Source organism: Pseudomonas sp. NBRC 100443, from assembly GCF_030268185.1.
Classification (GTDB): Bacteria; Pseudomonadota; Gammaproteobacteria; order Pseudomonadales; family Pseudomonadaceae; genus Pseudomonas; species Pseudomonas citronellolis.
The window spans coordinates 1-255 of sequence record NZ_BSQE01000117.1 but is presented as its reverse complement, the minus strand read 5'-3'; the positions used below and the strand labels follow the sequence as shown (position 1 = coordinate 255).

Below are 255 nucleotides of genomic sequence, written 5' to 3'. Positions count from 1 at the left end.
TGGGCACCGACAACGCGAAGGAGCTGATCTACAGCCGCCTGCGCATCGACGTGCCGATCCCGTGGCAGCCGACGCCTGGCTGTGTGCACTTCCCGATCGACAGCGACATCTGCGACGAGGACGAGCTTAAGCAGATCACCGCCGAGAAGAAGAAGCCGGTGATGGCGAAGGGCGTCCGCGTCCTGCGCTGGGACTCCGGCGGGCGCCGAAACGAGGCGCTGGACTGCTTCGTGTACGCCCTGGCCGCGCTGCGCA

The 255-nt window shown here is 67.1% G+C and carries 1 protein-coding gene; it reads left to right on the top strand.

All coding sequences use genetic code 11. The annotated features are described in order from the left end of the window. A partial coding sequence (locus QSJ95_RS32795) for a terminase gpA endonuclease subunit (RefSeq protein WP_285647914.1) occupies positions 1–255 on the top strand: 255 nt, incomplete at both ends.